This window comes from Chitinophaga sp. 22620, from assembly GCF_052044405.1.
Lineage (GTDB): Bacteria > Bacteroidota > Bacteroidia > Chitinophagales > Chitinophagaceae > Chitinophaga.
Genome location: NZ_JBQEMV010000002.1, coordinates 909,869 through 924,982 on the forward strand (window position 1 = coordinate 909,869; position 15,114 = coordinate 924,982).

Below are 15,114 nucleotides of genomic sequence, written 5' to 3' on the forward strand. Positions count from 1 at the left end.
TGGTATGAGTGTTATGAGTTTGATATGTTTATGATTTGGGCATGGCCGGGGCTTTGCCGGGCATTGCGCAGGTGCTGCGGCATGCCCGGCAGTGGTTGGCCTCCGGCCCTGGATTGCCTGGTGTTATGGATTGTCCGGCATTTCAGGATTTGCGTCTGTAAAAAAGCGCGGGAACTTCAGCACCCAGCGGTTGGGCTGCCGCAGCGTGTATACGGCAGTGCTGCCGTCCTCGTTGTACATGGTATGTGTATGAGCCGTACCGGCGAACAGGGGGTCTACGGACAGCCGGCGCATGTCGAACCAGCGGTAGCCGTCCATCGCAAATTCGCGGATACGCTCTTCGATGACAAACTTTACCAATGCGGTCCGGTTACCTGCGATAGCCGCGGGCACCACTGCGCCGGCAGGCGGCATCCTGTGCCTGCGGAGCGTTTCCAGGTCCGCTGCCGCGCCGGTGAGATCGCCGGTTCTGGCTTTGCATTCTGCGAGCAGCAGGTACAGTTCGGAAAGCTCCAGGCCGAACCTGGAGAACTGGTTGGTTTGAAAAGGCGCGCCGTATTTGCGGAGCCTTCCGGCGGGGTTGACGGAGTTGTCCGGGTTTTTGCTGGTGTAGAACAGCAAACGCAGGTCGTCCGGGCCGAACAGCGCCTGTGCCTGCGGGGTGAGCACCAATCCGTCTGAACCGGTCTGGTTGCCGGTGTAAAAGCCGCTGGTGTAAATTTTGGAGACAACGGATTCACGCAGGTCGAGCAGGTTCAGGTTGGGACCGTTAGGGCCGGCAACCGGGTCGATAGGCATAAAAGCGCCGCCGGGAGCAAGGGTTTGATTGTAGTCGTACAGGGAGGTCTGGCCGTTCGCGGTAACATGTACCAGCGCGTCTTTCAGCAGCGGCAGCGCTTCGCTGTATTTGCCCATGAACACATAGACCTTGCCCAGTAAGCCTTCCACGGCGGGCCTGGACATGCGGGTAACGATCGGCTGCTTCGCCGGTATGTCCGCCAGCGCATCGTTCAGGTTTTTCACAATAAAATCATAAGTGCCCTGTAAAGTGCCACGCTGGAAATCATCTTTGTTCACATCAGGAACATCGGTGAAAGGAAACCCAAGGTCGGAAGCCGCGGTGGAAGCGGAATACGGCTTGCAATAGAAATTAGCCAGGTTAAAGATGGTAAACGCGCGTGTGGCCATCGCTTCGGCGCGGATACCTTTTTTTTGCGCTTCGGTGCCGCCTTCGGAACCCATCACTTCATCCACGATCTTATTCAGCTCGTACATCATGCGGAGGTTCATATTTAATGTGAAGGGCGTTTCACTTGGCTGTGGATAAACGCTGTCTTTCCACTGGAAAAGCGCGTCACGGATCGGGCTCTTGTTCACGAAGTAAGGCCTTTCAGCCGCCACTTCATCCCCCATCAGCTGGGCCTCGCCCCATCCGCCTATGTTATAGCAGATATAGAAATCCGGATCGTTCATCAGCTTGTCGTAATCCTGCGTGGTGGTAGCTACCAGGCTGCCCTGCGGCACTATTTCCAGCCAGCTCTTTTTGCAGGCGGCGAAGGCGCCCAGCAGGAATATTGAAATAAGAATATGTTTCTTCATGGATGTCTCTTTAAAAATTAAAACGAAAGGTTTACGCCCAGGCTGTAGCTGTGCATCACCGGTGCGGAATACCCGTATTCCGGATCGATATCGGCATCGTTCGCGGCCCATACGAGGAAGTTGGTGGCCTGTGCGTAAATGCCGGCACGCTGTATTTTCAGGAACCGCAGCGCCTGCGGTTTCAGGTCATAAGAAAGCGTAACATCCCGCAGCTTTATATAAGATGCGCTCACTACGTTAATGTCGCCCTGTGTATAGTAGGAAACATTCCTGCGCTGCGAGCTGGTGAAATAATCCGGTACATAGGAGGGCACATTGGTAAAGGCTTCGTCTCCCGGTTTCTTCCAGCGGTCCAGGAAGAAGGGCGGGATATTACCGCTGCCGAAGCTGCCGGAGCTTGCCAGCCTTCCTTCATAAAAAGTATTTACCGGCTTGCGCATCACATGACCCATGTTATAGATCATGTTCATGGAAAGGCTAAGCCCTTTGTAGCTGAAGGTGTTGCTGAAACCGCCGGTGAACCTGGGCGTGGAGGTGCCCATGTACTTGATATCTTCCAGCTTGGCGATGTTGTAAGCTTTGGATGTGCTTTTATCCGCAAGGTAGATCAGCGGATCGCCCATATTGTCCAGGCCGGCGAACTGGTAGGCGAACAAAGGATTGTTCGGGTAGCCAACCAGGTAAGGAACATTGCCCATCCTGGCGTTTACAGTGTTGGAAAATGCGCTCGGTTTGCTATAGGAGATCAGTTTATTCCTGTTATGCCCGAGAGTAAAGGAGGTTGCCCAGATGAAATTTTTGGTGCGGATGTTCTCAGACCGGATGCTGAGCTCCAATCCCTTATTCTGCAATTCGCCGATGTTACCGGTGAGGGAGCTATATCCTGAAAAAGGATTCAGGATGGTGGTGCCTATCAGGTCTGTGGTTTTCCTTTGATAGAGTTCTATCCCGCCGCTGATCCTCCGGTTGAGCACTGCAAAATCGATACCGAAATTGATATTATCGGTTCTCTCCCAGGTCAGCGTTTTATTGGCTACGCCGGACAGTTTATAGGAGTCGCCGGCTGCAAGGGGATGCAGGAAGGATTCTACGTTGGTGAAAGACCGCAGCACGTCGTATTGTGATGCGGCGCCTACATACGGGGAGTTGCCGGTAATGCCGTAGGTGGCCCTGATACCAAGGTCGTTGAGCCATTTAACGCGGCTCAGGAATTTTTCCTGGCTCAGCCTCCACCTGGCGCCCATGCTCCAGGCGGGTTTATTCTGTGAAGAAATCTCGCTGGCGAACATATTACTGTAATCCTGCCGGATGCTGAGATCCAGGTTGTACCGGCCATTCATCATACTGTAGCTGCCAAGGCCGAAATAGGAAATGAACCGGGTGATGTCCTTGCTGGTCTGGAAGGGTACAACGGAAAGATAGCCGTATCCCGTGACGGTAGGAAAAACTCCTGCCCTCAGCCTTTCGTAATCCAGCAGGGCGTAGGTGCCCAGCGCATCGTCGTAACCGGGAATGGCAATGCTTCTCCTGAAGTTCATGCCTTCCTGTACTTCCTGGCCGGCCTGCAGAAGAAGTTCGTCCTGGCCTTTGCGGAATTTGGCGGAATACGCGAGCTGGTTACGGACGGTCCAGTTGCGCTGGTCGCTGGTATTGGTGGTGAGGCGGCCGCCGGTGCGCGGGTACAGGTATTCCGGCACGCCGTTGTTCACAACGGTCAGGCTGAGCTGCTGCTTGCGTTCTTCCAGCGCTTTGTTGTCCGCATATGTAGTGCTGGTGCCGGGCGCTTTCTGGTAGCCGTAGGTGCCGGCGAACATCAGGCCCTTGAACAGTTTTACGGAAACGTTGGCTGTTACATTGATGGCGAGAAGATTGGATTCGGAATAACCGTATTCTGTTTCCTTAACCGGATCAAAATCCATGTTGATACCGCTCCTGGCTGCATAGTCCTGGCTAACGGAATCCAGGTAGCCGTTCAGGTAATTTATGTTCAGGCTATTGCCGGACGCATCACGGAACAGCTGGTAGGGCAGGAAGCTATAAGTGACGGGAGCGGGTCTTTTATTTTTGCTGAGCGTATTGATCAGTGAGGTGTTCAGCGAAACCTGCACGCGGTTGCCGGCATTAACGTTCTGCGTAAGATTGAGCTTGTAGGAATTGCTCCTTTCCCCCGGTGCATCGCCCTGTGTGCCAGTATAGCCCAGTGACGCGTAGAAGGAATAGGTGTTGCCGCCGCCGTTTACAGACACGGTATGATTGGTGGTAATGGCATGCCGGTACCAGATGTCCCTGATCTGGTCCTGGTTGTTGATGGAAGCAAGACTGTCCAGCCTGCGGTTGGCCTCGGCCGCTGAAATGCGGCCCAGCGCCTGGTCGTACAATATGCGGTCGTGCGGGGCGAAGAAACTTTGTGACCTGTAGGGATATGCCACGGGATTGAATACTTCCTTCGCCGCGTCTATATATTGCCGGCTGGTCATCATCGGCGCATAATCAAAGTTTGGCTTTTCGGAATAGTTCACGAAGCCGTTATAATTCACGGACATGCGCTGGTTCTTCGCGCCTGATTTGGTGGTGATCACCACTACGCCGTTGGCGGACCTTGCGCCCCAGATGGCCGCGGCGGCTGCGTCTTTCAGTACGGTAATGTCTTCAATATCATCGGGGTTTACGGCGCTCATATCCGCTACGATCACACCGTTCAGGACATATAAGGGAGTTGTTTCCAGCCGGCTGGAGCCTATTCCACGTATAACGCTTTTGCGCAGGGATACGCCGCTGCCGTTGCGGTTTATATTATCGCTGTTGGTGCCGACGAGGATCTGCATTCCGGGTATCTGCCCTTCCAGCCGGGCAATCACATCCATAGTGCCGGTGCGTTTGCTGAAAATATTCATGTCGGCCTTACCAAAGGAACCGGTAGCCCTTTCTTTGTCCAGGCTCTGGTAGCCGGTGTTGTATACGATGATGCTGGTGAGGTTGGTAATGCGCTGTTTCAAGACGACCCGTACAAAGGCCCTGGAATCGGCGGGTATGGTGATATTCTCGTAATTAATGCTGGTAAACCGGAGGGAGTCGCCTTCCACTATGCGGTTCAGCTCAAAAATCCCTCTTTCGTCCGTCACGGTGGCGATCATGCTTTTACGGGCAAACACCGTTACGCCGGGAATGGGCAGCTGTTTTTCATCTACCACAGCGCCGCGTACTACCATAAACGGGGGGGCTTCTTTTTTATTGACGAAAATGGTCCGCCCCTGTATCACGAAATCGAGCTGCTGGCCGGCCAGTATCATTTCCAGCGCGGTTTGCAAGGGGGTATCGTTGAGCTGGACATTCACGGTGCCGGCACTGTCCAGGTCTTCCGCGCGGTAGAACACGCGGTAGTCCGTTTGCTGCCTGATCACTTTGAACATCTGTTCAAGGGAAGCAGGCTTGCCGGTGTAAGTGACCGTTTGTGCCGAAGATTTGGCGCTGCTCTGAAGGATGGCTGCCAGGATAAGCATGAATGTGATCCTCATGACTAAAAAGATTTTTTTGCAGGCGGCGCGGCGGAAGATCGATCCATGGCTCCGCGGCATCGCGGCTGCGTTTTTGGTTGACAGGCTCCCCCGTAAGGTACAGGCACGGGAAGGCCGCATGGTAATACTTTGAAATTGCATACCTTTGTACTGTTTAAGTTGAATGAATAAAGGAGTTTCAACGCACCTGAAGCATTCGCTGGAACAAAAGCCGGGAAAGGTGTCCAATCTTGCGCCCGGTTTTTTTTGTGCCTGTGCGAGCCTGTAGAGGCTGTACTCTCTGATTTTGGCTAAAGTTCTCTCATCTAAAGTATTTACGGCAGAATGATCAGCTTCCTGCCTTCTTCTATCCTGTAACGTATCCTGTTGCGTGCCAGGCCTTTCAGCACCTGGTCCAGTGTAAGCGATTTATCGATGTCCCCCGTGAATTCAGCATGCGGAATCGTATCCTGGTAGATCACTTCCAGGTCGTACCAGCGGGCCAGCTGCCGCATAACGGAAGGCAGGTCCGCCTTGTTGAAGCTGAAGAAACCATCTTTGGCCGTAGCCTGCTCCGCGCTGGCGTCTTTCACGATCCGCAGCTGGCCGGCGGATGTGAGCTCGGCTTGTTGCCCGGGCGCCATCACCAGCGACTGGCCCTTCGCGCGCATTCTAACGGAACCTTCCACCAGCGTGGTTTTGATAGTGTGCTCGTTTTCATAGGCCGTTACATTGAAGCGGGTGCCCAGCACTTCTATTTCCGCCTGGCCTGCAATTTTTACACGGAAAGGCATCGCGGCGTTTTTCGTCACTTCAAAATAAGCTTCCCCCGTTATCTCTACAGCCCTTTCCTTGCCGGTGAATGCTGTAGGATAACGCAGCGAAGAGGCGGCATTCAGCCATACGCCGGTGCCATCCGGCAATGTGATGCGGAACTGGCCGCCACGGGGAGTATGAAGGGTGTTATAGGTGATGGCGGCGGTCGTTTCCTGTACGTCGTAGATAAGCTGGCCGCCCTGCTGGCGCACGGTGGCGCCGCCTTGCAGCAAAGTGCGGCTCCCCGCACTGTCCAGCGGAACCACCGAACCATCCGCCAGGGTAAGCGTTGCCTTGTTCGTACCCGGCGGCACATCGTGTTTCACCTGCGCTATTTCCGTGGGCGAAGGCTGCCGCCAGCGGTAAATACCAGTGGAAAGCAGCAACAGCACGGCGGCTGCGGCTGCCCACCAGTAGCGGGTAATGGTTGGTTTCTGCTTTTGCGGCGCAGTGCCCGCAACGATCTGCACGTAAGTTTTGTCAATAACGGGTTTATAAAGGCTATAGAGTTCTTCTGCGGATCTTTCGTCTTCTGTTTCTTCCAGCATTTGCTGCCAGGCGGGGAAAAATGTTTCCTTTTCTGAGTAGGACATAAGAAGCCTTATCTCCTCCTCAGAGCAGTTCTTCTGCAAATATTTGCTGAAGAGGGAACGAAGCTCCTCTTCATGGTACATTTCTTCCATATAGCTAATACGGTCAAGGGAAGGATAATAACTACTGCCCCGGAAAAAAAATTATTGGAGCAGGAAATACAGCAGCAGCGTACCCGCGGCGTCCGGATGGTCAGCCAGGTAATTGCGCAGGCTCTGCATGGCTTTTACGATGTGGTTATTAACAGTGGAGGGAGAGATGTTCAGCATGCGGGCTACTTCGTCATGACTTTTCCCTTCCAGTTTACAGAGGATGAACACGGTTTTGCGCTGGGGAGGCAGCGCTTCAATGGCTTTATCGAGCAGGCCGGCCTTTTCCTTTTGTTCCAGCCATTCTTCCGTATGCGTATAATGGTCAATGCTGGCGGCCATGAGGCGGTCCATTATTGCGTGGTCGCGGTTGGCTTTCCTGAAAAGGTCTATGGCCAGGTTGTCTGCAATCTTGAATAAATAGGAGCGGAATGAGCGCGAAGGATCTATCAGCGCCCGTTTTTGCCAGATGGTAATGAATACTTCCTGCAGTATCTCGGAGGCGAGATCTTCCGAATGCAGTGTTTTCAGCAGTTTTCCGTACAGGCGGGGCGCATAGTGATAATATATCACATGGAAGGCATCCTGGTCGCCCTCAGCGATTTTTTTCAGTAAAACATCCTCATTATCTGCTTGAATATGCATTCAGTCCCGTATCCTGGTTGATTTCTGACTTAAATGTAATAAAAAGGATTAAGAAGCAAAAGCGTTTCGTCAGGCATGATAGGGGTATCTTTTTTAATGTGATAGCGGGTTGTTGCCCATCGAACCTGCTTTGAACAATATTCATCTGCCTGTTCAGGAAGCATATCCGCAGAGCAACGAGGCCAGCGCCCCCTTGCCCTGCGGATATGCTGTATCACTGCCGGGATGAGATTACTAAATTCCACTATTGATAGCAGTGCTGCTGGTTGTCCGATATTAAATAAGCGCTTACGGGTATTGCACCTCTTCGGCGATTTCCTTAGTATTGCCCAGTACCTGTTCAAAGAGCGCTTCATCGAGCAGGTCCTTAATGGAGGATATCACAAAATCGGGCTGGTAGCTGTATTGACTAAGATCTTCGGCACTGGTAACCCCGGACAGGGTAAGTACCGTGGTAAAGCCCATTGAACCAGCTCCCAGGATATCCGTTCCCATGGTATCACCGATCATAACAGTCTGATCGGTAGAGAGCCCCAGTTTTTTGCGGGCCATACGCATCATCACCGGGCTGGGCTTGCCTACGCTGAAAGCCTGTTTTCCGGTGGCAAACTCTACCATCGCCACAAACGCACCGCAACCGGCCCGGTATTTTCCATTACCAACAGGGCAGTTGGGATCCAGGTTAGTGGCTATCAGTTTGGATCCGTTCATGATCATGTTAATTGCCTTATCGACCGATTCGAGCATGATCGTGCGGCCTTCACCGATGATCACATAATCCGGATGATCGTCTACAATAGAAAAACCTGCGGCATGCAGTTCCGCAAGCAAGCCACCTTCGCCTATCACATAGGCTGTAGCTTGCGGGGTACGGGATGCCAGGTAGCGGGCCGTAGCCATACCGCATGTAAAGACGTCTTCGTCTTCTACATTAAAGCCTAATTTTCGCAGCTTGTAGGACACATCGCGGTTGGTCCGCTGGCTGTTGTTGGTGAGGAAAAGGAAGGGGAAGCCCTGGTTTCGGAGCTGATTAATAAACTCAACTGCACCGGGGATAGGTTCTGCACCCCGGTAAATGACGCCATCCATGTCGATTAGAAATCCTTTCTGGTTCATAATTTTGGTTTTTATACGCAGCCGTACTTCAGTGTGCAGGTCATAAGGAAACAACCATGCGAAGCTTATCGGCCTGCAAGATGAAATGTGAATTCAGACTTAGTTCGTGGAGATTTGAAAGGCGAGCTTGGCCCCGGTGTATCCTCTTTGCAGAGTAAGGCCTATTTGTTCAAATATACAACAAATGTTGAAATGTTTAAATTTAAATCGCTATTCGTAGTGGGTACAAAAAAAACTCAACTCGATAAAAAAAATTTCAATACCGCGTTATGTGACGGATATTACTGAGCGTTGAGTCCGGGGAAAACCAGTTAATTTTAATAGGATCTGGTTCGTTACATCCGGCGCAATTTCTTACAAAAGTATTTGCCTGAAAATTGTCTGAAATCCTCCTGAAAACAATAAAGGCCTCCTCACGGAAGCCTTTAAAACCTGGTAAATATTCGTACGGATGACGGGAGATCCTCGGAATACCTGGCGGATTTTTTGAAATTGGTAAGGGGGTTTTTAGAAAATCTCAAGATCCGGAAGCCAGTTTGAAATTTCTGTAACTACTATTTCATTTTTTCAAGACTATCAATTGAAGATTGGATATCTATTAACCGGGCATGAACGGTTCCAAGTTGCTTCTTTTTAGCCTCTGCGCTGTCGTAAACGCCTTTTTGGATGTAGCCACCTATCCTTTCGGTTATATTATTAGCGCTATCCTTCAGGATTTCTTGTTCGTTCAAAAGTTTTGTCCTCACTTCATTACGATTGCATCCGCAAGCGGACAGGATGAGAATGCTTAAAACGGCTGAATATTTCATATAAGTTTTTAATTAAAGTTGAAAAAAGATCAGGATCCGCAAGGATAACATGATCTGATTTGGTTAAAGTCTTTTGTATATTCAGATATTTATTTTTTTGCCACGATTTTCATAAAGAGTTTAACATCGTCCGAAATAGCTCCTTCACCAAACTTATCAAAGGACTTTTCTGAGTTATAATTGATACCCCAATCTGTTCGATCAATGATCAGCGTGCCATTCACCACGACAGTTCCGTCCATTCTGTCCTTAAAATCCATTTTGGCTGGAAAAGTAACTGTCTTCGTGATACCTTCAATGGTCAGGTTACCTGTAACTTTTATATAGTCCCCTGTCTCTTTTATATTTTTATTATTCCATATTTCAACCTTCGTAATTGCGAATGTAGAAACAGGGAATTTTTTGACATCAAAAAATTCAGGTGATTTATTGTATGGACCTTTACCATCAAATTTTTGTTCAATTGTATTCATGTCGACTTCAACTGCACCGCCCACCAGATGACTGTTCTCGATCAACAATTCTCCTTTTTTTATATCGACGTGCCCTGTACTGGAACCATCACCAAGTAACGTAGAACCTTCCCATGCACCAAGTACCATAGAACTTTTCCATATTATAGCACTTTGCTTCGTATCTATGATATATTTTTTCTGACCCTCTTTATTATAAAAGTCCGTGATGGTGGTTCCATCATAACGATACACTCCGGTTGCAGATCCAAACCAAATACCTCCATCGTTAGCTTCCAAAAGCCCAAAGAAAGCATTTCCTGACATAATTTCGGTTACAGTGGGCTCATTACTATGCAAGGACTTTGCATCATAACGGGAAAGTGCCTGGATAGCCCAATTAGCAGGATTTACTGAACCAGTGGTCCAGATGTTTCCTTTTTTATCTTCGATTATAGCATAAGCACCTCTCTGCGATACCTTAGTAAAGGTACTGCCGTCATAGCGCCAAAGGCCACCGGTCCGGCTTACTTTCCAGCCATTGAAACCGCTGAGCCAAATATTGCCTTTTCTATCTTCCATTATACCCCAAACGTCGAGAAAGGGTTCGCCTTTATGGGTTAAAGTGGTAAATTTTTCCCCGTCATAAACAAAGGCGTCGCCCTGTGTACCCACCCACAATTTCCCTGTTTTATCTTCCATGATCGTATTAATATCATTATTCAAATGACCTTCTTTATAAAAAAGCGGGGCGTTCGGGTTTTTAAAATTTCGAAAGGATGTCCCGTCGTAACGGCTCAGGCCATTTCCAGTGCCGAACCAAATAATGCCAGCTTTATCTTCATAAACAGACCTAACCCGGTTATCGGCAAGTCCCTCCGTGGTAGTGAAATGTTGAATGGATTTCCCGTTGTAATAATAAACGCCTGAATCAGTAGAAGTGAACCAAATATTTCCTCGCCGATCTTCCAGGACATCCCAGAATTGGTGCGAACCTATTTTACTTGTAAGATTAGTAAAAGATTTTCCATCGTATCGAAAAACATCACCAAATGATGAGTTGTTCGGGCCAGCAATCAAAATGGTGCCATTTCTGCCTTTTTTTATATTACGAACCATCATGTTAGGCCCTATGTCTTTAATTTCGGACCTGATATTATCTTGTGGTACGTTTGTTTGGTTTTGTCCACAGGAGGAGTGAAAAACAAACACCAGGAACATAGCATATACGTGTGCGTATTTCATAATTTCTTTTAATTTCTTTTAATTACTTAAGAATTTCAATTAACCTTATTTTTTTGCTACAATCTTAATATGGAATTCAATGGAATCCGAAATAGCTTGATCCTTTAAATTATCAAAGAACTTTCCGGATTTATATCGGACATCCCATAGTGTTCGATCAATGACGAGCTTACCACTGGCTTTGACAATTCCGTCTTTCATTTCCATTTTAGCCGGAAAAGTAACGGGGTGTGTGATACCTTTAATGGTCAGGTTCCCAGTGATTTCTTTATCCTCAACATTTATTGATGTAACGCTGGAAATGGCAATTGTAGAAACGGGGAATTTTTTAACATCAAAGAAATCAGGACCTTTTAAGTGATTAATAAGGTTATTATCTCTCGAGTGGCCAGGACCCTCAATTTTTTTCATTTCTATTTCAACGGTACCACCCATAAGTTGACCGTTTTCAATCAACAATTCTCCCTTTGATATATAGGCGTACCCTTCCTGCTTACCATGAACACTTGAACCTGTCCATGCTACAACACTTTCCTTCGTATCTATTAGAAAATATTTTTCATCCCCAACATGTAAGGATATGGAGCTTGCCGATGCATTATTGTTATTTTCCCCTTTTACAGGTCCATTGCAACCGAAGAATAAAGGAGCAATAATTAAAATTAAGTGAGAGAGTGATATCTTGTTTTTCATACTACAGAAATAATATTGATTGATAAATGATAATTGATAAATGATTGTAAAGTGATGGTCTTTCCATCATAGCGATGCACTCCCTTCATAGATCCAAACCAAATACTTCCGTATCTGCCCGAACCTATTTTACTTGTGAGATTAGTAAACGATTTTCCATCGTAGCGGAAAGCACCACCCCATGATGCGGCAAACAAAATGTTTCCGTTTCTATCTTGCTTAACATTCCGGACCATTGAGTTAGGCCCGTAGGAAGTGACGGTGTCTTTGATATTGTAATTGATATTATCTTTATGTGGTTCCGTTTGCTTTTGCTCACAGGAGGTGTGAAATACAAGCATTAAAAATAAAACATATACGTATTTCATAAATTTATTTGTTTAATATTGGTAATTGCTGCGCGGTTCCGGGAGCGGTCAGGCATATAAAAGTTGATGCAGCGAAATTACTTTGATATCTTTCAGCACAGGGCATTTGGACTGTAAATAGAAATGTAAACTTTGTAAATAAAGCGTAAATAGTATGTCTAATAGCCAAAAACTCCTCTCCGGGAAACGCAGGTACTTGTACGCGTTGATATTACTTTTGTTTATCGCAGTAATCTGTGTGGCTTTCAGCATGACCGGCAGTGACGACTTTGCTATCGCCAGAAGAGAAGTTTTGCTCCGCAGGATCGGGCATGAATTACTTCTGCAGTCTGGCGACAGCAGATCGCGGGTACTTCCGGTGAAAAAGATCGCAAAAAATGAATACCAGATCAGGTTTGAGAAGGAACTTACTTTTCGACCGGGCTCCCTGGTGAATACTATCGGGCGTTTGCTGGCCCAAGACCCCCTCGCCAGTGACTATATTGTTAACGTTCTGAACAGTGGCGACTCTAGTGTAGCTTATGGATACGCTATATCTAAAAATAAAAAAGATGATATTGTAGCATGCATAGGAAGAGAGCAACCCAGCGCACGCTACATGATCAACATTAAATTCAAGCCGCCAAAGATAAATAACGCAAAGAATGGATATCTTCTGGGCAGCCTGCCTTTTTTAGCATTTATTGGTTTTATTTTTTTGAGATCTGCTAAGCCGCGAAGAGGTTTACCTGAGGGTCAGGATGCAGGTGATACCAGTTTGTTCACTTTGGGCTCGGTGTTGTTCGATGCGAAGAACCGGAATCTGGTAATAAATGGAAATGCAACAGACCTGACCGGAACGGAAACCCGTGTATTGCTCATTTTCGCATCGTCTCCCAACGAGATCATAGAGAGAAGCCGGCTGCAAAAAGAAATTTGGGAAGATGAAGGTGTTATTGTCGGGCGCAGTCTGGATATGTTCATATCAAAACTTAGAAAAAAACTGGAACCTGATCCGAACATCAAAATTGCTGTTATACGCGGAAAAGGATATAAGCTTGAAATTAGCGCTTAAGAAGAATTTTCCCGCTCCGAACGGATCTTACCAGCATTCACTAAAAACACAAAAACCCTCTCTACGGAATGTAAAGAGGGTTTGTACCCGGGACGGGAGTCGAACCCGTACGAGCCTTGCAGTCTCTCATGGAATCCTCACGGCAAAATGAATCTGAGCTTAAGCGCCAGCAGGGGGAGATACATGATATTAAAGCATTGCTTTCGCAAATGACCGGGCTTAATTGCCTGGCAGCAGAGCTGGCAAAGGAGCTGAAAGAATCTACGGCCCGGAGTGCAAAGTTTCAGGTAGATGTGCATCTCCTTTCCCGGGAAATGACCGGATTAAAACACCAGCTTTCCCTGCCGGTGCCGCATCATCACCGCCACCATGTACCAAAGTTGGTTTGGATGTCCGCCGGGCTTTTCCTGGTACTGGCGATGGTGATAATGGGCTGGTTTTCCTGCTGGCAGCGGTTGGCCGATTACAGGAGCAGCGACACGAAGCTTCGGTATCTATGGTTACAGCATGACAGAACGGTGCTGCGGTGGGTGCATGTGGCGGACAGCCTGGAGCTTGCCGGGCCTGACCGCCTCCGGGACACGGTGAAGAAGGAAGAAGCCGCCCGGGAGCGCCGCTGGCAATTACTGAAGCAGGCCCGGCAAAAAGAAGCGGAAGCCATGGAGCTCCGCAGCCGGGCAAAGTGACTCATATCAGCGATATATCTTCCTGATCTCCGATATCTCCACCTTTGGGAAGAGCTCGTGCCTTGGGTTTACAATATAGTTTAGCTGCCTTGCCCAATGTTTTGAAGGAAATGCCGCTACCAGGGCGGCCTTGTCTTTAAGGAAGCCCCTCACCCAAGCTCCCAAATGATGGCTCCCGTGAGCGTAATCCTCATATACCGGCAATTCATTAAAAACGTGTAGGCTGTTGTCCGGAATAACGTATTCCACGACTAATATGGAAGGTGGTATCTCGCCCAGGGCCATGTATACCTGGCTTTCTATAATTGCTGCCGAAACGGCATCGAAGCCATAGAAGAAAGGATTGCCGCGATAGAGGGTGCAGCCGGTCAGTGGTTTCTCTGCCAGCTTATGGGCTTCTTTTTTATGAACTAATCGTATCAATTTCATCTGTAAATATTTAGAGGTGACCGTATTGGATGTTATTTAAAGCGGACCTGACTGCCAGCAGGCCAGGGTGGGTCATGATCGAGATGAGCGGGCTGTAGCCCAGCAGCTTTTCCTGGGGCTGCCTCATCCATTCATGGAAATCTGCGGAGCCGCCCATCACTTCATACCCGAAGCTGTACAATTCCAGGATCGCCATGATCCGGTCGCTGACACCGGGGCTGAACACTTGGTTTTCTTTTTTTAAATGCAAAGACCGCTCTGTGATCAGCAGCAGGCGGCTTAACAGGTCGTAGTCAAAATGCAGGATTTTCTTGATTTCCGCGAGCTGCACTTTGGAAATATCCGCCTGCACGAACTGTATACGATCCTGTAAGGGTAGATGTTGCAGCCTGGCTAAGGCTCTCGGTGAAGCGAGAAAGTCCTGCAACATGGGTTTCTTTTCAGTGGTGGTCTCAGCGTGCGACAAACGGGCTGCGTCCTTTCTTTTACGGTAGAAGGTGGCTCGCTCCAGCGGCATTCCTCTATGATAGTCGAAAAGCAGGTCGGCCATTTTAAAAGTTACCGGCCTGTAAGCTTCCAGGCGCTTTGTACGCTTCAGGAACACCCGGATGCGGCGCAGCAGCTCCCCGGCATGATATGGCGCACGGACATAGTCATCCAGACCGGCATCAAACAAGGCTAGTTTGAAGGGTAGACTATTTTCCGGGCGGATGGCAATAATAGGTACAGCTTCACTTTGCTTCCGGATGCTTTTTGCCGTGGGTATGACTTTTTCCTGGCGAAGGTCAGGCCCGATAATGTGGAGGTCACTTTTAATGTCCTGCGGCCTCCCGGCTTTCCAGCATTCAGTGGTTACTTCGCTGAATTCCCGGGAAAGCTGTGCGGAAAGTTCTTTGGTGTTTGCAGCCAGCACATCGTCCCGGATGACGGTAATTTTTTACTGTTTCCATGGTTTGAAATTTATTTACTTCCCTATAGGTGATTGTCTTAGAGATAGGAACACCTGATCTTTATACCTACCTATAGGT

The 15,114-nt window shown here is 48.6% G+C and carries 13 protein-coding genes; 2 read left to right on the forward strand and 11 right to left on the reverse strand.

Annotation, left to right across the window (positions count from 1 at the left end):
• Positions 1-123: 123 nt before the first annotated feature.
• From ACTJIK_RS13410 to ACTJIK_RS13450, 9 genes are all read right to left on the reverse strand, one after another.
• Complete coding sequence (locus ACTJIK_RS13410) at positions 124-1,599, reverse strand: RagB/SusD family nutrient uptake outer membrane protein (protein WP_440646869.1); 1,476 nt, start codon at positions 1,597-1,599, stop codon at positions 124-126.
• Positions 1,600-1,616: 17 nt separating this feature from the next.
• Entirely contained in the window at positions 1,617-5,114 is a 3,498-nt protein-coding gene (locus tag ACTJIK_RS13415; RefSeq protein ID WP_440646870.1) for a SusC/RagA family TonB-linked outer membrane protein, read from the reverse strand.
• A 314-nt stretch (positions 5,115-5,428) separates the two neighbouring features.
• Positions 5,429-6,502: a FecR family protein gene (locus ACTJIK_RS13420; RefSeq protein ID WP_440646871.1), complete on the reverse strand. Its 1,074-nt coding sequence runs from the start codon at positions 6,500-6,502 to the stop codon at positions 5,429-5,431.
• Positions 6,503-6,643: 141 nt separating this feature from the next.
• Positions 6,644-7,234: an RNA polymerase sigma factor gene (locus tag ACTJIK_RS13425; RefSeq protein WP_440646872.1), complete on the reverse strand. Its 591-nt coding sequence runs from the start codon at positions 7,232-7,234 to the stop codon at positions 6,644-6,646.
• 288 nt (positions 7,235-7,522) lie between these two features.
• Complete coding sequence (locus ACTJIK_RS13430) at positions 7,523-8,350, reverse strand: HAD-IIA family hydrolase (protein ID WP_440646873.1); 828 nt, start codon at positions 8,348-8,350, stop codon at positions 7,523-7,525.
• Between the two features lie 554 nt (positions 8,351-8,904).
• On the reverse strand, positions 8,905-9,159 hold the full coding sequence (locus ACTJIK_RS13435) for a hypothetical protein (RefSeq protein ID WP_440646874.1): 255 nt from the start codon (positions 9,157-9,159) through the stop codon (positions 8,905-8,907).
• Positions 9,160-9,248: 89 nt separating this feature from the next.
• On the reverse strand, positions 9,249-10,856 hold the full coding sequence (locus ACTJIK_RS13440; RefSeq protein WP_440646875.1) for a two-component regulator propeller domain-containing protein: 1,608 nt from the start codon (positions 10,854-10,856) through the stop codon (positions 9,249-9,251).
• A 45-nt stretch (positions 10,857-10,901) separates the two neighbouring features.
• On the reverse strand, positions 10,902-11,549 hold the full coding sequence (locus ACTJIK_RS13445) for a YceI family protein (protein ID WP_440646876.1): 648 nt from the start codon (positions 11,547-11,549) through the stop codon (positions 10,902-10,904).
• The gene (locus ACTJIK_RS13450; protein ID WP_440646877.1) at positions 11,546-11,917 is read right to left on the reverse strand and encodes a hypothetical protein; all 372 of its coding nucleotides are present in this window, start codon (positions 11,915-11,917) and stop codon (positions 11,546-11,548) included. Before ACTJIK_RS13450 ends, ACTJIK_RS13445 begins: the two co-directional genes overlap by 4 nt.
• Before the next feature lie 154 nt (positions 11,918-12,071).
• On the opposite strand from ACTJIK_RS13450, the gene ACTJIK_RS13455 reads away from it, so the two are divergent.
• Both ACTJIK_RS13455 and ACTJIK_RS13460 read left to right on the forward strand, forming a co-directional pair.
• Positions 12,072-12,971, forward strand: coding sequence for a winged helix-turn-helix domain-containing protein (locus ACTJIK_RS13455; RefSeq protein WP_440646878.1), 900 nt, complete (start codon positions 12,072-12,074; stop codon positions 12,969-12,971).
• Positions 12,972-13,180: 209 nt separating this feature from the next.
• Positions 13,181-13,657, forward strand: coding sequence for a hypothetical protein (locus ACTJIK_RS13460; RefSeq protein ID WP_440646879.1), 477 nt, complete (start codon positions 13,181-13,183; stop codon positions 13,655-13,657).
• 6 nt (positions 13,658-13,663) lie between these two features.
• Here ACTJIK_RS13460 and ACTJIK_RS13465 read toward each other — a convergent pair whose 3' ends face one another.
• A complete protein-coding gene (locus tag ACTJIK_RS13465; RefSeq protein WP_440646880.1) occupies positions 13,664-14,086 on the reverse strand; it encodes a hypothetical protein in 423 nt (140 codons plus the stop codon).
• Positions 14,087-14,096: 10 nt separating this feature from the next.
• Positions 14,097-14,999 (reverse strand): antitoxin Xre/MbcA/ParS toxin-binding domain-containing protein, encoded by a 903-nt coding sequence (locus ACTJIK_RS13470; protein WP_440646881.1) that lies wholly within the window; start codon positions 14,997-14,999, stop codon positions 14,097-14,099.
• Positions 15,000-15,114 lie beyond the last annotated feature (115 nt).